Below are 20,395 nucleotides of genomic sequence, written 5' to 3'. Positions count from 1 at the left end.
GGACGCCGGACTCTGTGGAGGTGGCCGTGGTCGAGCGGTGCGGCTGGGCGACGAGTGCGCCCGAGTACGTCCGCTACCACGACGAGGAGTGGGGGGTGCCGCTGCACGGCGACGACGCGTTGTTCGAGCGGGTCACCCTGGAGGCCTTCCAGTCGGGCCTGGCCTGGATCACCATCCTGCGCAAGCGCCCCGCCTTCCGGGCCGCGTTCGCCGGGTTCTCGATCCAGGCGGTGGCCGCCTTCACCGACGACGACGTGGAGCGGCTGATGGCCGATGCGGCGATCGTCCGCAACCGCGCCAAGGTGACGGCCGCGGTGCGCAACGCCCGGGCTGCGCTCGACCTGCCGGAGGGGTTGTCGGCCCTGTTGTGGTCCTTCGCCCCGACCGCGCCGCGTCCGCGGCCACAGGCCCTCGCCGACGTCCCGGCGACCAGCCCGGAGTCGGTTGCGCTGGCCAAGGAGCTGAAGCGGCGGGGGTTCTCCTTCGTCGGACCGACCACCTCCTACGCCCTGATGCAGGCCACCGGGATGGTCGACGACCACGTCGCGACCTGCTTCCGGGCGGGGGCGACGCACCCGGACTGAGGGGTCCGGGTTGGTCGATGGCCGGGGATACGGGATCATGGACCGCACAGCTCTGCACGAACAGTCGCCACACCACGGTCCAACCGGGCTGTGGGTGGCCGGTGAAGGAGGCACGCATGGCGGCCATGAAGCCGCGTACGGGTGAAGGTCCCCTCGAGGTCACCAAGGAGGGCCGCGGCCTGGTCATGCGCGTCCCGCTGGAGGGTGGCGGCCGGCTGGTCGTCGAGCTGTCCCCCGACGAGGCGAGCGCCCTCTCCGAGGCCCTGAAGGGCGCGATCAGCTGAACACCGACGCGAGTCTGCCCCCGGGCAGCCCCGCGACAGACGACGCGGCCCCGGCCGTCGGCAGCACGCCGGCGACCGGGGCCGCGCCGTTGCCGCGGGTCGAGGTCGTCCCGGCGCTGCCGGTGCTGGGTCCCGACGACGTCCTGGCCGTGCCGGTCGGTGCGAAGGGCTCGCTGCCCGACTGGCTCACCGCGGCTGCCCAGCCGCCGGTCGACCCGGAGTTCCTCGCTGCGGCCCTGGCCGACACCGGCAACGGCGGCAAGCCCGGCGGGATCACCAACGTGCCGCTGGAGAGCCGCCGCCCGCGCAGCGTGCTGGCGGTCGGGGTGGGCGAGGCGACGCTGCCGCACCTGCGCTCCTACGTGGCGGTCGCCGTCCGGCGGGCGCAGACGCTCGCCGAGTCCGGCGCCCGCCGGCTCGTCCTGCCGGTGGACACCGGCGTCGCCCCGGCCGGGGCCGACGAGGTGCGGACCGCGGTCGAGACGGCGCTGCTGGCCGGCTACCGCTTCCGGGACACCTCCACCCCGCACCCGCCGAGGCTCGCCGAGGTGCTCGTGGTGGCCGCCGGTGCCGACGACCCGGCGGTGGCCGCCGGTGAGCTCGCCGGCCGGGTCGCTGCCGAGTCGGTGGTGTGGGCCCGCGACCTGGTCAACACGCCCAGCAGCACCAAGGACCCGGCCTGGCTCGCCGACCAGGCGCTCGGGCGGCTCGGCGCGGTCGACGGCGTGACGGTCACCGTGCTGGGGCCCGACGAGCTGCGGGCCGGAAGCTTCGGCGGCGTGCTCGCCGTCGGCGGGGGATCGGCCTCGCCACCGCGGGTGGTGATCGCCACCTACCGACCGCACGGGGCCGGTCAGGCGCACCCGGTGCTGGTCGGCAAGGGCATCACCTTCGACACCGGCGGCATCTCGATCAAGAAGAACGCGGGCATGCGGGAGATGAAGACCGACATGGCCGGCGCCGCCGCGGTCCTCGCCGCCGTCGACGCCGCGGCCCGGCTGCAGCTCCCGGGTGCCGTCACCGCCGTCGTCGCGCTCTGCGAGAACGCCGTCTCCGGTGCTGCCTACCGGCCGGCCGACGTCGTGCGGCACGTGGGCGGCCGTACCACCGAGGTGCGCAACACCGACGCCGAGGGCCGGCTGGTGCTCGCCGACGCGCTGGCACACGCCCGGCTGGCGCTGGGAGCGACCGTGCTGGTCGACGTCGCCACGCTCACCGGGGCGATGCGGACGGCGCTGGGGGCCCGCACGGCCGGGCTGTACGCGACCGCCGACGGCCTGGCCGACGCCTTGCTCACCGCCGGCGGGCACGCCGGCGAGGCGTTCTGGCGGATGCCGCTGACCGAGGAGCACGTCGGGCACCTGCGCGCGCAGCTCGACTCCCCGGTGGCCGATGCGAACAACGCCCCGGGCGACCCCGGGTCGACCACGGCGGCGCTGTTCCTGCAGCCCTTCGCCGGGGGCCTGCCGTGGGCGCACCTGGACATCGCCGGCCCGGCACGCGCCGGCCGGGACGACGCCGAGGTGGTGAAGGGCGGCTCGGGGTTCGCCGTCCGCACGCTGCTGCACTGGCTGGAGGCCGGCGCACCGGCCGACCTGCCGGAACCGGTCGTGCGCGACTGAGCGGTTGCCGCCACCGCTCGTTGGGCACTGGCCGGGACGAGCCGCGCCGTCGGGCGCGACCGGATCCGAGGGGACCAGCCATGAGCATGATGGACAAGGCCAAGGGCGCGCTGGACAGCGACAAGGGCGAGCAGATCAGCGACAAGGGCCTGGACAAGGGCGAGCAGTTCGCGGACAAGAAGACCGGTGGCACGCACGACGCCCAGATCGACAAGGGCCGGGACGCCGCCGACGGCAAGATCGGCAACCAGTAACCGACGGTGTCGGCGGCTGGGGCCCGAGCGCCCCAGCCGTCACCGGCGGGCCGGGTCGGGCAGGATCGGTCCGTAACCGAGGAACAGCGCGGAGTCGTCTTCCCAGCCGGGCCCGACGGCCGGCGCAGCACCGCCACGCTCGGCCGGGCGGTCATCGCCGACGCGCTGCGGCCGGTCGACCCGACCGGGGCGCGGGCAGCTGAGCAGGAGACCAACTGGCGGGCCGGCTACCTGCCCCACCTGCGCCGCACGGTGGAGGCGGGACTGAGCTCCCCCGACGCGGCGCTGCAGATCGCCGGTGCGGGGCTGGACTCGCTGCACGCCCGGATGCGGGTGGCCGGGCCGGACGGCGAGACCGACCTCGGCGCGCTGCAGACCGCGCCGGCCGCTCGCCGGCTGCGCACCGTCGAGGTGACCGGGGACGCCGAGCCCGAGCGCGAGCTGTCGTTGCCCTATCGCGGCGCCCGGCTGCGCGGTGACGACCTGCACCGCCGGCTGGTCGCCTGGGTCGACGCCGGGGTGATCGAGCCGACCTGCGCCGCTGCGGTGCGCACCGTGGCCGACCACCCCGAGTGGCTGGCGCTCCCCGACCGCACGGTCGCGGTGCTGGGTGCCGGCGCGGAGATGGGGCCGCTGACCGCGCTGCTGCGCTGGGGAGCCCGGGTCGCCGCCGTAGACCTGCCCCGGCCGCCGCTGTGGCAGCGGGTGCGCGACACCGCCCAGCGGGGCGCGGGCGCGCTGCTGCTGCCGGTCGCCGACGACGACGCGGCCGGCGCCGACCTGATCACCGAGGTGCCCGAGGTCGCCGACTGGCTCGCGGCCCTGCCCAGCTCCCCGGTGCTCGGCAACTACGTCTACGCCGACGGTGCGACCAACGTCCGGGTCTCCACCGCCGTCGACGCGCTCACCCGGCGGCTGACCGACGCCCGCCCCGAGCTGGCGCTGGCGTTCCTGGCCACCCCGACCGACGTCTTCGCGGTGCCCGGCGAGGCGGTCGACCACTCCGTCGCCGCCTACGCCTCCCGGCCGCGGACGGCGAAGCTGGTGGGCCGGCCGCTGCGCACGCTCTCGGCCGGGCGGCTGCTGCGCCGGGCGTACGTCCCGGGCACCGACCCGGGCATCGCCGACAGCCTGGTGCCGCAGCAGGGGCCGAACTACGCGCTGGCCAAGCGGCTGCAGCGGTGGCGTGCCTCGGTGGCCCGGGCGGCGGGCAGCACGGTGTCGATGAACGTCGCCCCGCCCACCCGGACCCGCTCGGTGGTCAAGAACCGCGCGCTGGCCGCTGCCTACGCCGGGGCGCACCGCTTCGGCGTGGAGGTGTTCGAGCCGGCGACGTCGAACGTGCTGATGGCGGCGCTGCTCGTGCACGACCTGCACACCGGTGGCGGGCCCGCGCAGCAGCACCCGTGGCAGGACGAGGCACACGCCGCCGCGCACGGCGGGCTGTGGCGCACCCCGTACGCGCCGCGCAGCGCGCTGGGCCTGGCGGCGGTGCTCGGCCTGGGCGCCGCGCGCGGTTGATCCGGCCGCTGTCGTCCCGCTGACGGCTGGGCCTGGTCCTGGCTGAGCTGGCCCCCGATCGGCAGCTTGGCGTTCCTGCTGTTGTCCGGTCCGTTCCCCGGCATTCCGGTGCCACGCCCGGGAGCTCGTCGGCTGAACGGTGGCTGGGCGTTCCTGCTCAGCTGGTTGGTCGTCGGCGCAGTCGCCGGGAGCTGACCCGGTGGCCCGGGATGCCACCTCCCGGCCGGCTGTGCGCACCGCACGTGCGGTACGCCGACGCCCGCCGGGCGCTGGTCACCACGCTCATCCGGTCAGGCAGGGCGTCGACGGTCGGCCGCGGGGCGGTCCGGCTGCCCGGTCGTCGTCGGGCGGGTCCGCCGGCCTCGAGCCACCTCGGTGGCCAGCGCGTCCAGCGGCTGGGCGAACTGCGCCAGCGGGTCGACGAGCTCGGCCAGCCACGCGCGGGCGGCGTCCAGGCCGTCCGGGTCGAGTGCGTAGAACCGTCGAGGCCCCTCGGCGCGCACCGTGACCAGCCCGGCGTCCCGCAGCACCCGGAGGTGCTGCGAGACGCCGGGCTGGGAGATGGGTGCACGGGCCTGCAGGGCCACGACGATCTCACCGGCCGGCCGCTCGCCTGCGGCGAGCAGTTCCAGGACGTGCCGCCGGACGGGGTCGCCCAGCGCCTCGAATGCTCCGGTCGCTGCTGCTCGGGTCACTGAGCTCCTGGGGCGTCCTCGGGCGGGGTGGTGTAGAAGTCGACCGTACGGGCCGCCGCCTCGTGCGCCCGGCCCCGTTCGTCGCCGTCGGCGACCGCCGCGTCGGCCCAGCCGGTCGCCGCCCGCCGGACGAACTCCCGCCCCTCCGGCGTGAGGGGGAACGCCAACGCCTCGGCCGGGTCGACCGCGGCGCCGCTGTCCAGGTGCAGGCCCAGCCCCATCAGGCCGAGGTCCCAGCCGACGCCCACCGCGCCCGGGCCGAACTGCTCCCACATCTCGGGCTCGACCGGAGCCTCGTGCAGCAGCTCCAGCTCGGTGCCGGTGGCAGCCGGGGTCAACCGGACCTGCAGCCAGGACACCATCGGCCCGTACTCCCAGGTGACCGAGAAGGTCTCCGGCGCCACGCAGTGCTCGACGGTGCCACCGGCGTTGCCCTCGAGCTGGTAGCGGCCGCCGACGCGCAGGTCACCGCTGACCGGCAGGAACCAGCGGGGGAGCCGATCCTGGTCGGTCACGGCGGCCCAGAGGTCGGGCCGGTCGGTCGGGTAGGTGCGGCGGGCGACCGCGATCCGGGTGGGTGTGCCCCCGCGGGAGCCGGTGCGGACCTCTCGGGTCACCAGCCCGGCGGATGCGGCGGCGTCGGTGATGGTCATGAGCCCCTCCTCATAAGTGGGAACTTATAGAAGGACCGTAGCCCTGGGGCCGGAGTTGGACAAGGCCGTGCGGCACCGCTGCTCAGGGGCCGCTCAGGGACGCAGGTCAGGGGCGGCTCAGGGTCGGTTCAGGGCGCTCCCCGATGTTCCCGGGAGCCCCTCGCCGACAGGCTCGTCGGCATGGACACCACCTCTTCCGCCCACCTCGGAGGGACACTGTGATCGTCGCCCGGGGACTCACCAAGACCTACGGCCCCAAGACCGCCGTCGACCACCTGAGCTTCACCGTCGAGCCCGGCCGGGTGACCGGCTTCCTCGGCCCGAACGGGGCCGGCAAGTCCACGACGATGCGGATGATCCTGGGGCTGGACCGCCCCACGTCGGGCAGCGTGACCGTGAACGGCCGGTCCTACGCAGCCTCGCCGGCGCCGCTGCGGGAGGTCGGTGCGCTGCTGGAGGCGCGGGCCCTGCACCCGGGCCGCAGCGCTCGCGACCACCTGCGCTGGCTGGCCGCCAGCAACGGCATCCCGCGCACCCGGATCGACGCAGTGCTCGACCTGGTCGGGCTGGAGGCCGTCGCCGACCAGCGGGTGGGGCGCTTCTCCCTCGGCATGGGCCAGCGGCTGGGCATCGCAGTGGCGCTGCTGGGCGAGCCGCCGGTCGTCGTCCTGGACGAGCCGGTCAACGGCCTGGACCCGGAGGGCATCCGCTGGGTGCGCAACCTCGCCCGGGAGCTCGCCGGGCAGGGGCGCACCGTGCTGGTCTCCAGCCACCTGATGTCGGAGATGGCGCTCACCGCCGACCACCTGATCGTCGTCGGCCGCGGCCGGATGCTGGCCGACTGCTCGATGGCCGACTTCATCACCGAGCACGCGTCCTCCTACGTTCGGCTGCGCAGCCCACGGATGGGCGACGCCGAGGCGCTGCTGCGCAACAACGGCCTGGACGTCGACCGGGTCGACGACGAGCTGCGGGTGCGCGGCCGGAACGCCGCCGAGATCGGTGAGCTGCTCGGCGGCGCCGGGCTGTACGTCCACGAGCTCGCTCTCGTCCAGTCCTCACTGGAGGACGCCTTCATGACCCTGACCGCCGACAGCGTCGAGTACGCCACCCACCCGGCCGAGACCGCAGGAGCCGTGCGATGAGCGCCACCCCGACCGTGAGCACCGCTGCAGCCCGACCCGGGAACGGCTCCTCGTCCGCCGCCGACGTGGTGCGGCTCGACCCGAACCGGCACGTGCCCGGCGTCCGGCAGCCCGGCTTCGCGCAGGTGCTGAACGCGGAGTGGGTCAAGTTCTGGACCGTCCGCTCCACCCGCTGGTCGCTGGGCCTGCTCTTCCTGCTCGGCGCCGGTCTCACCACGCTGATCTGCTGGGCGGTGGCCGCGGACCTCGCCGCCGGCGACACGGGGGAGTCCCCGGCGTCCTTCATCACCTGGGGACTGCTGTTCTCCCAGCTCACCGCCATCGCGCTGGGCACGCTGGTGGTCACCAGCGAGTACGGCACCGGGATGATCCGGGCGACGGTGACGGCGGTGCCCCGCCGCGGCCGGGTGGTGGCGGCGAAGGCGCTGGTCCTCACCGGGGTGCTGTTCGTCGCCGGTGTCGTCACCGCGTTCGTGGGCTACCTGGGTGGCAACTGGTTCCTCGACCGGGAGGGCGTGGGCCTGGCGCTGTCCGACGACGGGGTGCTGCGTGCCCTGTTCGGCAACGGGCTCTACCTCACCGGCCTGGGCGTGCTCGCCCTCGGCGCCGGCTTCCTCATCCGGAACACCGGCGCGGCGCTGACCGTGGGCATCGCCCTGGTGCTGATCGTCGGGAACCTGGCCTACGCGCTGCCCGGCACCTGGGGCGAGTGGGTGGCCAAGCTGATGCCCGGCAACGCCGGCGGCGCGGTCGCCCAGGTGGTGCCCTTCACCGGCGGCGCCGTCCTCGCGCCGTGGACCGGGTTCGCGGTCTTCGCGGCGGAGGCGCTGGCGGTCCTCGCCGCCGGCTACCTCGTCCTCCGCCGCCGCGACGCCTGAGAGGACCCCCGTCGCCCCCCGCGCGGGGGGCGACGGCAGTACCCGGAGCCTCTGCGAGGCCCCGGGTACCGCCGCGTTCAGGGGAACAGCCGGGCGACGGCGCGGTCCCACTCGCGCACCAGGTCCACCTCGTCCGGCGCCCGCAGCCACTGTTCCTCCAGGCCGCCCATCACGGCCAGCAGCTGGCGGGCGGTGGAGCCGGGGTGCTCGACGTGCCCGGTGAGCAGTCGGGCGAAGGTGGCCAGCACCCGGGCGTCCCGGTCGCGGAAGTACCCGTGTGCGGGATGGCCCTCGAACAGCGACTCGGTGCGCAGCATCGAGTACAGCCGGACGATCTCCGGCTGCGTGGTGTTCCGGACGACGACCGCACGCAGCACCGCCTGCGTCTCGGCCACCGACGAGCCGTCCAGGTCGGCCAGGCCGGCGCCGAGCTCCCCGGCGACCGCGGCGGCGTCACGGCGGTCCCGGTCCTGCAGCAGCGCCACCAGCAGTCCGTCCTTGGAGCCGACGTGGTGCAGCAGGCCGGCGACGGTCAACCCGCACGCCTCGGCCACGGCGGCCACACTGAACCCGTAGTAGCCCCGTTGCCCGACGATCCGGGTCGCCTCGTCCAGGATCTGGCGGCGGCGCTGCTCCGGTGTCCACCGGCTGCCGGCACCGCGGGGCCTGACCTCGCGCACCGTCAGGCCAGTCGCAGGGTGACCGCTCGGGGGTCGGTGGCGTGCGCGCCGACCTGCAGCTCGACGTCGGTGGCCGCAGGCAGCACCCGCTCACGCCGGTCGTCGTCCCAGCGGGCCAGCGCCAGCAGGCTCACCGGCACCTCGACGGTCACCGACTGCCCGGCGGGGACGGCGACGCTGCGGAAGCCGACCAGCATCCGCTCGCCCGGGTAGCCGCCGGTGCGGGTGCGGCCGTAGACCTGCACCACGTGTCGGCCGTCGCGGTCGCCGGTGTTGGTCACCGTCGCGGTGACCCGCGACCCGTCGGCGGTCACGTCGCCGAGGGCGAACGACGTGTAGGACAGCCCGAACCCGTGCGGGTACGCGGCCTCGACGCCGAGGCGGTCCAGCAGCCGCTGGCCGTGCCACCGGTCGTAGGTGATGGCGGTGGCGTCCCGGTCGAAGGACGGCAGGTGCTCCTCGCTGGTCGGCACGCTGAACGGCAGCCGGCCGGCCGGCTCGGCGGCGCCGGTCAGCACGTCGCCCAGCGCCGGGCCGCCCTCCATGCCGGCGTACCACTGCAGCAGCACGGCCGGGACCTCGTGTCGCCAGGCCTCGGTGAGCACCGGGCCGGCGGCGACCATCGCGACGACGGTGCGCGGGTTGGCCGCCGCCGTCGCCCGGATGACCTCCTCGTGCTCCGGGCGCAGCCGCAGCGAGTCGCGGTCACCACCGAACCCCTCACCGGCGGTCATCACCACCTCGTCCCCGGTGGCCCGGACGCCGTCCGGCCGCGGCGGGTAGAGCGCCAGCAGGTCGGGGTCGCTCATGGTGTCCGAGCCGACGTACTCGCCCTCGTCCTCGGCGGTGAAGCCGGCGATCACGATCGCCACGTCGGCCTGCCGTGCCGCCTCGGCAGCGGCCGCCGGGTCGTCGTCGGCGACCAGGGTGATGCGGGCGCCCGGGAAGGCCGCGGTGATGCCCTCCAGCGGGGTGGTGCTGCTGGGTGGGCGGACGTCGGAGGAGCCGTGGTCGCCCTGGTTGACCTCGGTCGCCAGCCGGCCGATGACCGCGATCGACGACACCGCCGTGGGGTCCAGCGGCAGCACCGGGGCGCCGCCGACCGGCTCGTTGCGCAGCAGCACCATGGCGCGGGCGGCGACCTCGCGGGCCAGCGCGCGGGCGTCGTCGTCGGCCATCAGCCCGGGGCCGAAGACGCCGTCCTCGCGGGTGGCGTAGGAGCGCAGCATCGCCGCGATCATCCGGACGCCGGACCGCGCGACCAGCTCCCCGTCCACGCTCTCAGCGGTCAGCGCCTGGGCGCGCTGCTGGCGGAAGGGCTCCTCCAGGTCCAGCCCGGCCTCCAGCGAGGCGCCGGCGTCGCGCAGGCCCCAGATGAAGTCGCTGACGGTGATCCCGTCCCAGCCCCACTGGTCGCGCAGCACCTCGGTGAGCAGGTGCCGGTTCTGCCCGGCCCACTCGCCGTTGACCGAGTTGTAGGCGCTCATGATCGCGGCGACGCCCTCGTCGACGGTGCGCTTGAAGTGCGGCAGGTAGACGTCCTGCAGCGTGGCCTCGTCGATGGTGACGTCGACGGTGAACCGGGCGTTCTCCATCGAGTTCAGGGCGTAGTGCTTGGCGCACGCCATCACGTACCGCTGGGTGCCGCGGACCAGCGCCGCGCCCATCTCGCCCAGGTGGAACGGGTCGTCGCCGTAGGTCTCCTGGGCCCGGCCCCAGGCCGGGTGGCGCAGCAGGTTGATGCAGACGCCGCCGAAGAAGTTGCCGCCGACGGCGCGCACCTCGCGGCCGATCACTTGCCCCACCCGCTCCTCGAGCTCGGGGTCCCAGGTGGCACCGCGGGCCATCGAGACGGGGAAGGCCGTGCCGTTGCCCGAGACGCAGCCGCGCGGCCCGTCGACGAACTGGGTGCCGGGGACGCCCAGGCGGGGGACGGCGCCGTGCGGGATCGGCACGGTGTTGTAGCCGCCGGTGAGCATGGCCAGGAAGCCGTCCCAGAACCCCCAGTCGCCGTCGAGCAGGCCGAGCCGCTCGTCCGGGGTGAGCTCCTCGAACAGGTCCGCGGCCTGCTGCTGGACGTTGGCCCCGCCGCGGACCGCGGCGACGGCCTGGCCGAAGGCAGTGGCCTGGCCGAAGGCAGTGGCCTGGTCGGAGGGGGTGTGCTGAGCGTCGGGGCTCACGGCGTCCTCGCTTACCTAGTGACTTGTAGGTAGCGCGGACCCTAGTCGCCGCGCACTCAGCCGGGGGCGGGGAGGGGTCTGGACGGCGGGACGTCGGGCACGGGAGGCTGCCGCTCGTGCGCCAGCGTGTGCTCGACCTCGCCCGCCGGCGGCCGCTGACCCTCGCCGCCGGGGCCACGGTGGTCTGGCACCTGGTGCTGTTCGCCGTCGAGGACCTGCTGCCGCCGTTGCAGCCGGGGTGGTTCCCCGACCTGGGGGCGGCGGTGGTCAACGTCGTGCTCGCCGGTCTCACGCTCGCCCTGATCGGCTGGCTCGGCTGGTGGCGCGAGACCGGGCTGGCCTGGCGGTGGCCGGACCGCTCGTGGTGGCTGCTGCTGCCGCTGCTGGGCGAGGGGCTGCTGCACCTCGTCGACGGGCTGGCGGGGTCGGCGACGGTGCTGGCCGGCGTCGCGGTCACCATGCTGGCGGTCGGGCTGGCCGAGGAGTCGCTCAGCCGGGGGCTGGTGCAGCGGCTGCTGAGCCCGCTGGGCCTCGCCCGCGCGGCCGTCCTGGTGGGAGTGCTGTTCGGTCTCGGGCACCTGATGAGCGGGCTCTGGTTCGGGCGGGCGCCGGACGAGATCGCCTTCCAGGTGGTCAACACCGCCGCCTTCGGGTTCTGCCTGGCGGCGCTGCGCTGGCACGTCGGCACGCTCTGGCCGCTGGTGGTGCTGCACGCGTGGGTGAACGTCGCCAGCATCCGGAGCCCGGGAGCGTTGCCCGACGTCGTCCAGGTGTCGATCATCCTGGTGCTGATCGGCTACGGCTGGTGGCTGCTGCGGCTGCTCGACCGGAGACCGGGGCGGGTCCCGGACCCGGCCCGCACCGGCTGACCAGGGCTCCGGCCCCGAGCCCGCGGCGGCCAGGACTCGCGGTGCCGTCCGGTCGTCCCTCCCGCATCATCGGCTGGGCGGGGCGGCGACGGAGCCGGCCCGGAGGACGGGAGTCGTCGATGCGCAGGTGCTGGACGGTGCTGGTCTGTGCGGTGGTGGTGCTGCTGGCCGGCCAGGGAACGGCGGCGGCGGCCCCGGTGGCCGGTGGGTACGCGGACCTGGACCAGCGCGGCCCCGCACTCGCTGTCCCGGCGGCGCAGCTGGCCGCCTCGCTGCACTGCAACGGCCCGGTCACCAAGGGCGGGCGGGCGCCGGTGCTGCTGCTGCCCGGCACCACGATGGACCCCGCGGTCGGCTTCGCCTGGAACTACGAGCGGGCGTTCGACCGCCTGGGCTGGCGCTGGTGTGCGGTGACCCTGCCGGACGACGCCACCGGCGACATCCAGGTGGCCGCCGAGCACGTGGTCTCTGCGGTCCGCACGGTGAGCAAGCAGGCCGGCCAGCGCGTCGACGTGGTCGGCTGGAGCCAGGGCGGCATGATCGGACGCTGGGCGCTGCGGTTCTGGCCGGACACCCGGGCGATGGTGGACGACCTGGTCGGGTTGAGCCCCTCCAATCACGGGACGACGGTCGCTGACCTCGCCTGCCAGACCACCTGTACACCGGCGAACTGGCAGCAGCGGTCGATCTCCGCGTTCACCGCCGCGCTCAACAGCGGCGCGGAGACCTTCGACGGCGTCTCCTACACGGTCGCCTACACCCGGGCCGACGAGGTCGTCGTCCCGAACGCCGGGCCCACCGCGAGCTCGGTGCTGCGGACCGGTGAGGGGTGGATCTCGAACATCGCCACCCAGGACGTCTGCCCGGCCAACGCTGCCGACCACTTCGCGATCGGCAGCTACGACCCGGTGGGCTACGCGATCGCGATCGACGCGCTGACCCACGACGGCCCGGCGGTGCGCGCCCGCGTCCCGGTGAGCACCTGCCTGCAGGTCTTCCAGCCCGGCGTCGACCCGGCGACCTTCGCCACCGACCACGCCGCGTTCGTCGCCTACGCCACGGACGGGAAGGGGGACGCCGCTGACGTCCCGGCTGAGCCCGCACTGCAGCCGTACGTGTTCGCCCGGCGCTGAGTGCCCGCCCGGCGCCGGGTCAGACCGCCGCTGGGTCAGGCCGGGCCGATGAGCCCGGCGACGATCTCCGCGGAGAGGGTGACCAGCGGGAGCCCACCGCCGGGGTGCGCCGAGCCGCCGACCAGGAACAGGCCCGGGAGGCCGGCCGCGTTGGCCGGCCGCAGGAAGGCCGCCCGGGCCCCGTTGCTGGACGTGCCGTAGATCGAGCCGCCGGGGCTGGCGGTCTCGCGCTCCAGGTCGGCCGGGGTGCGCACCACCCGCCAGCGGACCCGGTCGCGCACGTCGAGCCCGCGGGCGGCCATCGTCGCCAGCACCTGGTCGGCGTAGCGGTCGGTCAGCCCGGGGGCGGTCCAGTCGACGCCGGTGCCGGGCTCGTGCCGCGGTGCGTTGACCAGCACGAACCACGACTCGCTGTCGGCGTCGGGTCGGGTGGCCGGGTCGTCAGGGGCGCTCACGTAGACGGTCGGATCGGCCACCGGCCGGCTGGGCCCGCGCCGGCCGAACAGGGCGTCGAACTCGGCGTCGTAGTCGGTGGGGAAGAGGACGGTGTGGTGCGCCAGCCCGGGCGTGCGGCCGCGGAGCGCGAGCAGCAGCACGAACCCCGAGGACGACGGCGTCACCCGCCGCAGCGCGGCGCGGGCCCGCCGTACCGGCGCCTGCGGCGGCAGCAGGCTGCCGTAGAGGCTCATCGCGTCGGCGTTGCAGACGACGACGTCGGCCGGCACCACCTCGCCGTCGGCCAGCCGCACCCCGGCCGCCCGGCCCGCCGCCACCAGCACCTCGGTGACCGCGGCGCCGGTGCGCACGACCGCTCCTCGCTCGACCGCGCGCGCGGCCACCGCCTCGGGCAGCCGGCGCAGTCCGCCGGGGACGTACCAGGAACCGAAGGCCTGCTCGGCGTAGGGGACGGTGAGCAGCGCGGCGGGTGCCCGCCGGGGGTCCGAGCCGGAGTAGGTCGCGTACCGGTCCAGCAGCATCCGCAGCCGCGGGTCGGTCAGGTACCGGTGGCCCAGGCCGCGCAGCGTGCGGCCGGGCGCGACCGTGCGCACGTCGGCGGTGTTGCGGGCCAGCCGGGCCAGGGTGGCCGCACCGGCCAGCGGGGTGCGCAGGAACGGCTGCTCGGTGGCCCGCCACATCGCCTCGGCGCGGGTCAGCAGCGCCGTCCACTGCGCACCGCTGCCGGGGCCGAGGTCGGCGTCGAGCCGGGCCGGGATGTCGTCGCGGTGCCCGGGCAGCGCCGTCGTCGTCCCGTCGGCGAACCGGTAGGCCACTGCCGGGTCGAGCCGCTGCAACGGCAGCACCTCCGACAGTGGTGCGCCGGTCGCGGCGAAGAGGTCCTCGAGCACCTGCGGCAGGGTGACCAGGCTGGGACCGGTGTCGAAGCCGTGGCCGTCGCGGGCGTACCAGCCGAGCTTGCCGCCGACCTGCGGCGCCTGCTCCAGCACGGTCACCGCGTGGCCGGTCGCGGCCAGCCGGGCGGCGGCGGCGAGACCCCCGAGCCCGGCGCCGACGACGACGACCCGGGCCACGCCCCTCACGGTAGCCGCCCGGGTGCGAGCGCCGACGGTCAGAAGTCGGACTCCAGGTGGGCCAGCAGGGTGGCGCCGTCCCAGGTGGGCGGCGGCATGATCCGGCGGATGGTGAGCAGCGGCTGCGCCGGGTCCGTGGGATCGGAGAGCTGGAACGCGGCCCGGTACCCGGCTGCGGCGACGTGCGGCAGCGCCTCCTGGTCCCACATCCCGTGCGGGTAGGCGAGCAGGTCGACCGGGTGCCCGAGGATGCCGGCCAGGGTGGCCCTCGGGTCGTCGAGCTGCTCGGTCCACTGGCCGCCGGTCAGCTGGTCCACCCGCTGGTGGTCCCAGCTGTGCGCGCCGATCGTCATGCCGGCCGCGTCGAGCTCCCGCAGCTGGTCGCTGCTGAGCCAGTCCGGCTTGTCCAGCACCACGGTCATCGGGAAGAAGGCCGCCGGGAAGCCGAACTCACGGAGCGCCGGCAGGGCCGCCGTGGCGTGGGTGACCGACCCGTCGTCGAAGGTCAGCAGCACGGGCCGGTCGGGGAGGGGGGTGCCGAACTGCAGGTGGTCGACGAGCGCCGGGGCGGTGACCGGGGTGTGGCCGCCGTCGCGCAGCGCCTGCAGCTGGGCGGTGAGCACGGCCGGGGGTGTGATGATCGTGCGGGCGTAGGCGCTGTCGTCGGGGCGGAACTCGCGGATCTGGTGGAAGCAGAGCACCGGCACCGTCGACCGGGCGAGGATCTCCGCCGGCGTCCCCGGGGTGGGCGCAGGTTCCTCGGTGGGCGTGGCGGCCGCACTGGTCGACGCGGCTGCAGACTCTGCTGCCGACGTCGTGGGCGCAGCCGCCGAGGAACTGCCGGATCGGCTGCAGCCGGCGAGGAAGAGTGCGCCGCCGGCGGCCAGGAAGTCTCGTCTGCGCACGGCACCACCGTCGCCCACCGGGGGGTGCCGAGGCAAACCCCCGGCGTGGCGCCGCCCGGGTGAGCAGCCGCAAGGCGCCGTGGCGGCGTGCCGACGAACGGACGTGTCGAGGCGGGGGCCAGTCGGGGCGGGCGCCTGGCCCGCCGAGCGCTTGTTGACACCAGTGCTTGTCGACACGAGCGCTTGTCGACACCAGTGCTTGTCGACACGAGCGCATGCCGACGGGAGGGCTCATCGACAGGGGTGCTCGTCGACACGAGGACGGGCGGGCCGGGGTGATGTCTGCCGACGTGGGGTCAGAAGGGCGGTGGGTCGTCGACCGGTGGTGGTGCTCCCGGTGGTGGTCCGGACTGTCGGGTCGGGGTGTCCGGTCGTCGGGAGTCGGGTGGTCGGGAGTTGGGTGGTCGTTGGCCGGGTGGTCGGGTGATGCGGGTGACGCCGGAGGGGGTGGTGACGTGCAGGGTGCCGTTGCTGTCGAGGCGGTACTGCCAGCCGGGGGCGAAGGTCTTGAGCCGGTGGTGGGAGCGGCACAGGCAGCAGAGGTTGGTGCAGTCGGTGGGGCCGCCGCAGGCGTGGGCGGTGACGTGGTCCAGGTCGGTCCAGCCGACGCGTTGGCCGCAGTTGGGGAACCGGCAGCGCCGGTCGCGGGTGGTCACGAACGACCGTTGCCGTGCGGTGGGGGTGTAGGCGGTGGTGGCCGGTGGCGGGCCGAGCACCGGGCACTCGCAGGTCGGGGCGTCCGGGTGGTGCGGGCAGCCGCGGCGGGCGAGGCGGGCCAGTTCGGCGGAGGTGATCGTGGCCAGCAGTTCCCCGTCGGGGCCGGTGAGGGCGTAGGTGAGGCTGCCGCCGTCGGGGGTGGTGAGGCCGAGGGCGCCGACCCGGGCGAGCAGTTCGCGCAGGTGGGTGGCGGTGATCGGCAGCCCGTTCACCTCACCCGGGGTGCTGCTCGCCCCGGTCAGGGCGGCCAGGTCGGCGGTGATGGTGACGTTGGCGGCCACGGCGGGCAGCCCGGAATCGGCCGGGCGGCGGATCAGTGTGGACAGCACGTGCGCCCGCAGGGCGCCGATCGGGCGCTGATCACCGTCGGCCTTGAGCATCCGGGCCAACTGGTCGACCAGGTCGTGGCACTCCACGGCCTCGTCGGTGGGCAGGTCCGCGGACAGCATCGACCGGCCGTCGGTGGGGGAGGGGAACACCCGCACGTCGGCGTTCTTCGCGGCGGCTTCACGGCGCTCGTCGGCTGCGGCGGCGTCGAGGCAGAGCAGTTCCTCGGTGGCCCGCTTCTCCAGCCGCGCCACCGACAGCTCGGTCGCCTCACCCAGCAGTGCGCCCTCGACCTGCCCGGCGATCACCGCCGGGGTGTGTTCCAGCACGTCGGCGAGCACCTGCGCCCGCCGCTCGTCCAGCTGGCCTGTGCCGAGGGCGGCGAAGGTGGCCGGCAGCTTCTCCGACCAGGTCAGTGCTCGCCGCAGCCGCACCGCCGCCGTCCCACGACCGAGGTTGAGGACGGTGGACAGCTCGGCGAGGAAGAACTCGCTGATCTCCGCGCCACCGGTCTCGCTGGCCCAGCCGGGCCGGCGGGCACCGGGGCCGTCCGGGTCGAGAGCGGCAGGACGATGGCCGGCCAGGGCCAGGATCAGCTCGGCCTCCTCCGCGGCGTCCATCGCCCGCTGGCGCTGCACCGACCGCAGCCGGGCAGCCAGCTGCTCATCGGAAGAAGCAGCCTCCCGCGCGCCGTGCGCAGTGCCGGTGAAGAAGACGTCGACCGCCACACCCCAGAACCCCGGTGGCATCGCCGTCGTCGTCATGCACTCGAACATACGTACGGGGTCTGACAGTTCCGGACGCCGGTCGGCGGGACGGGAGCGCCGTCCCGCCGACCGCCGAGGTCAGCGGTAGACGACGTCCACGCTGCGGAAGGCGCCCAGCTCGTGGTCGGCGACGAAGTACTCGTGGTCCCGGCGGATCCGCTCGGCGGCCTCCTCGGCGAAGCGGAGGATGTCGTCGACGAACAGGTCCCGCCCGCCGATCGCCTCCAAGATCGCCGGCTCGACGTCGTAGTCGACGTTGCCGGTCTCGTCCGACATCGCGTGCGTGTGCGCCAGGACCCGCCCGCAGATCTCGGCGTACTCCTTCCACTCGCTGGTCGACAGCGAGCCGAGGCTGAGGTCGTCGCGGAAGGGTGCCCGCTCGCGCACCATGAAGCTCTGGCCGTCGATGTCGACGCTCCCGTAGAAGACGTCGCCGCTGACCAGGTGCACCCGCTGGGCGTGCCGGATCCGGTCGCCCTGACCGTCCACCTCGTACCCCGACGGCGGCACCAGGCCGGACAGGGCCGAGCGGCGGGCGCGCTTGAACTCCAGGAGCAGGTCGTCCGTGCCGTCGTCGCGCACGCCGGCGATGAGCACGTAGTACCGGGTCAGGCCCAGCGAGGCGGTGCCGGCGCCGCGCCGCTCGGCGACGTCCTTCACCCGCATCCGGCCGGCCCGCTCGGGCACCTCCACCTCGTTCTCGGCGACGTAGCGGTCGACGATCTCCTGGAACTCCTCCCGGCGGCTGCTGACCGGCACCAGCTCCTCGTCGGTGCGGAAGCCGCGCCGGGTCTCCTCCAGGAGGTCCTCCAGCCACTCGGCGCGGCTGGTCTCCAGCGTGCTGCCGATCAGCTCCGCGATCAGCGGCGGGGCGTTGTCCATCCGGAGCTGCTCGGTCTGCTCCTGGCCGTCGGCGGCATAGGCGGCGATCCCGGCCACGTAGCCGCGTACGAACCGGCGGGCGATGGCCCGCTGCTTCTTCTGGCTCTGGCCGGTCTTCTCGGCCGCGCCGAGCATGAACCCCACGGTGCCGCGCTTGAGGTCCCAGGTGAAGGGCGCGTAGTAGGCGTCGTCGAAGTCGTTGACCCCGAAGATCGGCACGTTGTCGGAGCTGGGCATGACGCCGAAGTTGCCGGGGTGGACGTCGCCGAGGGCGAGCACCGTGGGCAGCCGGGCGTCCTCGCCGACCAGGTCGCGGTAGAAGAGCAGGTTCGTGCCGCGGAAGAAGTGGAAGACCGAGCCGGCGAGCTTGTCGAACTTCGCCCGCGCCTCCAGGTCACCGGTGGCGATGCGGGTCTCGTGGTCCTCACGCACGGTCTCCCGTACGTGCACCCGGCGGTCGTTGCCACTGAGCATCCGGGGGATGAGCACCATCTCGCCCCGGGCCCGGGCCTCGGCCAGCAGGCGGAACGCCTCGACCCGCGAGTGCACCGGCCGCGAGCCGTCGCCACGGACGCCGTCGGACGAGGCGCCCTCGGACGGGGCGCTGTCGCCGGAGTCGCCGGACGTCAGCGCGTCGACCAGTTGGTCCTTGGTCATCGACGAGCGTCCGGGTACGTCCTGCTCACGCGCGCGGCGCAGCAGTTCGGTGCGGGTGGCGGACTCGAGGTCTGTGTCCATGCCCCTCCGCCTACCCCGACCCGCCCGGGTGCTGAAACCCCGGCCGGCTGACGGGTCAGTGCAGGTCGCGGCGGGTGAACAGCACGGTGCCCATGGTCAGGACGACGGCGGTCACCACGGCCATGAAGACGCCGGCCTGCAGGTTGCCCAGCAGGTACTCGGTGGACTCCCCGGTGAACGGGTCGGAGCCGAGGAACAGGGTCAGGCCGTCGGGCACCACCAGCGCCGAGGCGTTGTTGGTGAGCAGCCAGGGCTGCCAGTCCGGGCGTACGGCCCGTACCGCCGTCTCCAGCACCGCGAAGTAGACGAACCCCACCCCGAGCGCCGCGCCGGTGTTGCGCACCAGGTTGGTCAGCCCGAACCCGAGCAGCCCGGTCAGCGTGGTGAGCAGCACCCCACGGCCCCCGGTGGCCAGCAGCTCCGACCAGAACCCGTCGGGCAGGGCGACCCCGTCGCCGGCGAACGACTGCCAGAGGCCGGCCATCGCCAGCCACGCGCCCTGCGCGACCACGCCGAGGACGGCGGAGGCCACGGCGACGACGACGATCTTGGCGCCGAGCACCCGGGGCCGCCGGGTCTCCCAGAACAACAGCGCGATTATCGACCGGGAGGACCACTCGGCGCCGACGAACGTGGCGCCGATCAGGAAGGCCAGCACCGCACCCGCTGCGCTGAACGCCACCGCCCCGGCGACGCCGTCCGCGGCGAAGGAGAACGGCGCCGGGTCCAGGTACCAGTCGAGGTCGAGGTCCGCGGCGGTGACCGGCGCGCCACACCACTCCTCGGGGGAGACGTCCGCCGGGACGTCGTCCGAGGCCAGGCACTCCGCCCGGAACTCGTTCGCCCGTTCCACCTCCACCTGCAGCTGCTGCTGTGCCGCGGCGAGCCGCTCGGGCGTGGGGGAGGCGTACTGGGTGAGGCCGATGGCGGTGAAGGTGGCCCAGCCGAGCGCCGCGAGGAGCAGCAGCACCTGGATGAACCGGCGGGCTGCGAAGCGGTGCGCCTCGGCCCTGAGCAGCCCGCTGAACCGGCCGGCGGGTGTGGTCGGGGGCGCCTCGGTGCGGACGGCGGTCATGCCGGCTCCGCCGTCAGTGCCAGGAACGCGCTCTCCAGGTCCGCCGCCACCGGGGTCAGCTCCTCCAGGTAGTGGCCGTGCTCGGCGAGCACCCGGGTGACCTCACCCGGCGCCGGGACGGCGGAGACCAGCAGCGCGTCCTCGGTCGGGGTGACGGTGAAGCCGGCGGCGGTGAGCACGGCGGTCGCGGCCGCCCGGTCGGGAACGCGTACCCGCACGTCCCCGGAGGACCGGCCGGCGAGCACCTCGTGCACCGGGCCGGAGGCGATGCACCGGCCCCGCGCCATGATCGAGACCTGGTCGGCGACCTGCTCGATCTCGGCCAGCAGGTGCGAGCTGAGCAGCACCGTCGTCGACCCGTCGCGGCCCAGCCGGCGGATGAGCTCGCGCACGTCCCGGATGCCGGCCGGGTCCAGCCCGTTGCTGGGCTCGTCCAGGATCAGCAGCTGCGGGGACTTCAGCAGCGCGGCGGCGATGCCCAGCCGCTGCTTCATCCCCAGCGAGTAGCCCTTGAACCGGTCGTCGGCCCGGTCGCGCAGCTCGACGGTCTCGAGCACCTCCTCGACCCGGCTGCGCGGCACCCCGGCGGTCTCGGCGAGCAGCCGCAGGTTGCGGCGGCCGGAGAAGCCGGGGAAGAACAGCGGGGTCTCGACCAGCGCGCCCACGCTGCCGATCACCTGCGGGAGCCCATCGGGCACCGGCCGGCCCAGCAGTCGCACGTCGCCGGCATCGGGCCGGATCAGGCCCAGCAGCACCCGGATGGTCGTCGTCTTGCCCGAGCCGTTCGGGCCGAGGAACCCGTGCACGCCGCCGGACTCGACCACCAGCTCCAGGGAGTCCAGGGCCTGCTGCGGCGGGCGGCCGCGTCGGGCGTAGCTCTTGGACACCGCGTGCATCTCCACGGCCGGCACGAGGGCCTCCTGTCGGGACGGGGCTGGGCGGGAGCACCGTGGCACA

Annotated in this window: 19 protein-coding genes; 9 read left to right on the top strand and 10 right to left on the bottom strand. The window is 74.7% G+C overall.

Annotation, left to right across the window (positions count from 1 at the left end):
• Positions 1 to 20 precede the first annotated feature (20 nt).
• The 5 genes from O2W53_RS20540 (at position 21) to O2W53_RS20520 (ending at position 4,265) form a co-directional block, all read left to right on the top strand.
• Positions 21 to 584, top strand: a complete 564-nt coding sequence (locus tag O2W53_RS20540; protein ID WP_269164919.1) for a DNA-3-methyladenine glycosylase I — start codon at positions 21 to 23, stop codon at positions 582 to 584.
• Between the two features lie 116 nt (positions 585 to 700).
• Positions 701 to 868 carry a DUF3117 domain-containing protein gene (locus tag O2W53_RS20535; protein WP_064972432.1) on the top strand — a complete coding sequence of 56 codons (168 nt, stop codon included), beginning with the start codon at positions 701 to 703 and terminating at the stop codon, positions 866 to 868.
• A gap of 89 nt (positions 869 to 957) precedes the next feature.
• A complete protein-coding gene (locus tag O2W53_RS20530) occupies positions 958 to 2,490 on the top strand; it encodes a leucyl aminopeptidase family protein (protein ID WP_269164918.1) in 1,533 nt (510 codons plus the stop codon).
• An 80-nt stretch (positions 2,491 to 2,570) separates the two neighbouring features.
• On the top strand, positions 2,571 to 2,744 hold the full coding sequence (locus tag O2W53_RS20525) for an antitoxin (protein WP_269164917.1): 174 nt from the start codon (positions 2,571 to 2,573) through the stop codon (positions 2,742 to 2,744).
• A gap of 6 nt (positions 2,745 to 2,750) precedes the next feature.
• The gene (locus O2W53_RS20520; RefSeq protein ID WP_269164916.1) at positions 2,751 to 4,265 is read left to right on the top strand and encodes a hypothetical protein; all 1,515 of its coding nucleotides are present in this window, start codon (positions 2,751 to 2,753) and stop codon (positions 4,263 to 4,265) included.
• 290 nt (positions 4,266 to 4,555) lie between these two features.
• Here O2W53_RS20520 and O2W53_RS20515 read toward each other — a convergent pair whose 3' ends face one another.
• Both O2W53_RS20515 and O2W53_RS20510 read right to left on the bottom strand, forming a co-directional pair.
• Positions 4,556 to 4,960 carry an ArsR/SmtB family transcription factor gene (locus O2W53_RS20515; protein WP_269164915.1) on the bottom strand — a complete coding sequence of 135 codons (405 nt, stop codon included), beginning with the start codon at positions 4,958 to 4,960 and terminating at the stop codon, positions 4,556 to 4,558.
• Positions 4,957 to 5,613, bottom strand: a complete 657-nt coding sequence (locus tag O2W53_RS20510; RefSeq protein WP_269164914.1) for an SRPBCC domain-containing protein — start codon at positions 5,611 to 5,613, stop codon at positions 4,957 to 4,959. The genes O2W53_RS20515 and O2W53_RS20510 overlap by 4 nt, the downstream gene beginning before the upstream one ends.
• Positions 5,614 to 5,831: 218 nt before the next feature.
• Here O2W53_RS20510 and O2W53_RS20505 point away from each other — a divergent pair, with 218 nt between their 5' ends.
• Together O2W53_RS20505 and O2W53_RS20500 are read left to right on the top strand one after the other, a co-directional pair.
• A complete protein-coding gene (locus tag O2W53_RS20505; protein WP_269164913.1) occupies positions 5,832 to 6,758 on the top strand; it encodes an ABC transporter ATP-binding protein in 927 nt (308 codons plus the stop codon).
• Positions 6,755 to 7,636 (top strand): ABC transporter permease, encoded by an 882-nt coding sequence (locus tag O2W53_RS20500; RefSeq protein WP_269164912.1) that lies wholly within the window; start codon positions 6,755 to 6,757, stop codon positions 7,634 to 7,636. Before O2W53_RS20505 ends, O2W53_RS20500 begins: the two co-directional genes overlap by 4 nt.
• 77 nt (positions 7,637 to 7,713) lie before the next feature.
• Here the strand turns inward: O2W53_RS20500 and O2W53_RS20495 are convergent, their stop codons facing one another.
• The gene (locus O2W53_RS20495; protein ID WP_269164911.1) at positions 7,714 to 8,316 is read right to left on the bottom strand and encodes a TetR/AcrR family transcriptional regulator; all 603 of its coding nucleotides are present in this window, start codon (positions 8,314 to 8,316) and stop codon (positions 7,714 to 7,716) included.
• A gap of 2 nt (positions 8,317 to 8,318) precedes the next feature.
• Positions 8,319 to 10,496, bottom strand: coding sequence for a beta-glucosidase family protein (locus O2W53_RS20490; protein ID WP_269164910.1), 2,178 nt, complete (start codon positions 10,494 to 10,496; stop codon positions 8,319 to 8,321).
• Positions 10,497 to 10,612: 116 nt separating this feature from the next.
• On the opposite strand from O2W53_RS20490, the gene O2W53_RS20485 reads away from it, so the two are divergent.
• Together O2W53_RS20485 and O2W53_RS20480 are read left to right on the top strand one after the other, a co-directional pair.
• Complete coding sequence (locus tag O2W53_RS20485) at positions 10,613 to 11,365, top strand: CPBP family intramembrane glutamic endopeptidase (protein ID WP_269164909.1); 753 nt, start codon at positions 10,613 to 10,615, stop codon at positions 11,363 to 11,365.
• A gap of 119 nt (positions 11,366 to 11,484) precedes the next feature.
• Positions 11,485 to 12,498, top strand: coding sequence for a lipase family alpha/beta hydrolase (locus O2W53_RS20480; RefSeq protein ID WP_269164908.1), 1,014 nt, complete (start codon positions 11,485 to 11,487; stop codon positions 12,496 to 12,498).
• Positions 12,499 to 12,533: 35 nt separating this feature from the next.
• On the opposite strand, the gene O2W53_RS20475 is transcribed toward O2W53_RS20480, so the two are convergent.
• The 6 genes from O2W53_RS20475 to O2W53_RS20450 all read right to left on the bottom strand — a co-directional run bounded on the left by O2W53_RS20475 (position 12,534) and on the right by O2W53_RS20450 (position 20,349).
• Complete coding sequence (locus O2W53_RS20475) at positions 12,534 to 14,027, bottom strand: phytoene desaturase family protein (protein WP_269164907.1); 1,494 nt, start codon at positions 14,025 to 14,027, stop codon at positions 12,534 to 12,536.
• Between the two features lie 38 nt (positions 14,028 to 14,065).
• Positions 14,066 to 14,932 (bottom strand): polysaccharide deacetylase family protein, encoded by an 867-nt coding sequence (locus tag O2W53_RS20470; RefSeq protein WP_269164906.1) that lies wholly within the window; start codon positions 14,930 to 14,932, stop codon positions 14,066 to 14,068.
• Between the two features lie 296 nt (positions 14,933 to 15,228).
• Complete coding sequence (locus O2W53_RS20465; protein WP_269164905.1) at positions 15,229 to 16,740, bottom strand: HNH endonuclease signature motif containing protein; 1,512 nt, start codon at positions 16,738 to 16,740, stop codon at positions 15,229 to 15,231.
• Between the two features lie 81 nt (positions 16,741 to 16,821).
• Positions 16,822 to 18,363 (bottom strand): DUF2252 domain-containing protein, encoded by a 1,542-nt coding sequence (locus O2W53_RS20460; RefSeq protein WP_269164904.1) that lies wholly within the window; start codon positions 18,361 to 18,363, stop codon positions 16,822 to 16,824.
• Positions 18,364 to 18,418: 55 nt separating this feature from the next.
• Positions 18,419 to 19,438, bottom strand: coding sequence for an ABC transporter permease subunit (locus O2W53_RS20455; RefSeq protein ID WP_269164903.1), 1,020 nt, complete (start codon positions 19,436 to 19,438; stop codon positions 18,419 to 18,421).
• The gene (locus tag O2W53_RS20450) at positions 19,435 to 20,349 is read right to left on the bottom strand and encodes an ABC transporter ATP-binding protein (RefSeq protein ID WP_036337515.1); all 915 of its coding nucleotides are present in this window, start codon (positions 20,347 to 20,349) and stop codon (positions 19,435 to 19,437) included. Before O2W53_RS20450 ends, O2W53_RS20455 begins: the two co-directional genes overlap by 4 nt.
• Positions 20,350 to 20,395: the final 46 nt, after the last annotated feature.

The sequence above is a fragment of the Modestobacter sp. VKM Ac-2978 genome, from assembly GCF_026968025.1.
Classification (GTDB): domain Bacteria; phylum Actinomycetota; class Actinomycetes; order Mycobacteriales; family Geodermatophilaceae; genus Modestobacter.
The sequence above is the reverse complement of the archived record's forward strand: the minus strand, read 5'-3'. Positions and strand labels throughout refer to the sequence as shown.

What these genes read in the sequence shown, in the direction of transcription:
- O2W53_RS20535 (WP_064972432.1), top strand. Translation starts at nt 701, where the DNA reads ATGGCGGCCATGAAGCCGCGTACGGGTGAAGGTCCCCTCGAGGTCACC.
- O2W53_RS20525 (WP_269164917.1), top strand. Translation starts at nt 2,571, where the DNA reads ATGAGCATGATGGACAAGGCCAAGGGCGCGCTGGACAGCGACAAGGGC.
- O2W53_RS20510 (WP_269164914.1), bottom strand. Translation starts at nt 5,613, where the DNA reads ATGACCATCACCGACGCCGCCGCATCCGCCGGGCTGGTGACCCGAGAG.
- O2W53_RS20500 (WP_269164912.1), top strand. Translation starts at nt 6,755, where the DNA reads ATGAGCGCCACCCCGACCGTGAGCACCGCTGCAGCCCGACCCGGGAAC.
- O2W53_RS20480 (WP_269164908.1), top strand. Translation starts at nt 11,485, where the DNA reads ATGCGCAGGTGCTGGACGGTGCTGGTCTGTGCGGTGGTGGTGCTGCTG.
- O2W53_RS20465 (WP_269164905.1), bottom strand. Translation starts at nt 16,740, where the DNA reads ATGACGACGACGGCGATGCCACCGGGGTTCTGGGGTGTGGCGGTCGAC.
- O2W53_RS20460 (WP_269164904.1), bottom strand. Translation starts at nt 18,363, where the DNA reads ATGGACACAGACCTCGAGTCCGCCACCCGCACCGAACTGCTGCGCCGC.
- O2W53_RS20455 (WP_269164903.1), bottom strand. Translation starts at nt 19,438, where the DNA reads ATGACCGCCGTCCGCACCGAGGCGCCCCCGACCACACCCGCCGGCCGG.